This window comes from Pseudonocardia halophobica, from assembly GCF_027922425.1.
Taxonomy (GTDB): domain Bacteria; phylum Actinomycetota; class Actinomycetes; order Mycobacteriales; family Pseudonocardiaceae; genus Pseudonocardia; species Pseudonocardia halophobica.
Map to the genome: position 1 here is coordinate 1 of NZ_BSFQ01000236.1, position 618 is coordinate 618.

At 61.0% G+C, this 618-nt stretch carries 1 protein-coding gene; it reads right to left on the reverse strand.

Annotated features, from left to right (window positions below; translation table 11 throughout):
• The coding region (locus PKE99_RS39290; RefSeq protein WP_271215143.1) for an ATP-binding cassette domain-containing protein at window positions 1-444 on the reverse strand (444 nt) is incomplete at its 3' end.
• Window positions 445-618: the final 174 nt, after the last annotated feature.

A 618-nucleotide genomic window follows, 5' to 3' on the forward strand; every position in this document is an offset into this window, starting at 1 on the left:
GCCAGAGAGAAAGCCCACCTCCTTGTCCGGGTTGTCGATGCCGGAAATCTGCACCGCGCTGCCCAGGATCTGGATCGCCACCTCCTGCATGCGGCGATGATCCATGAACCCCCAGCGGTTCACGAGTTCCCGCCCCAGAAAGATGTTGCGCGTGATCGACATGGAATCGACAAGGGCGATGTCCTGATAGATCGTCTCGATCCCCGCCGCCTCGGAGTCTGATCGGTTGCGGATCTCGGTGCGCTTTCCGTTCACATAGATCTCGCCCGAGGTCGGCGGGTTGATCCCCGAGATCATCTTCACCAGCGTCGATTTCCCGGCGCCGTTGTCGCCCAGCAGGCAATGGCATTCCCCGGCGCGCACATCGAAGGACACCCCGTTCAGCGCGATCACATGGCCGAAATGTTTCTTGATGTCGCGCATGTCGACGATGGGCGTGGTCATCAGCGTTCCCCCGTGATGATGCGGCGGATGTAGGTGTTCATGATGACCGCGATCAGCAGAATCATCCCGAGGAACACCCGGAAAAGCGAGCTTTCGGCATTGGCGAAGAACAGACCCTGCTGCACCACGCCGAAGATCACCGCCCCCAGCGCCGCCCCGATGACCGAGCCGTAA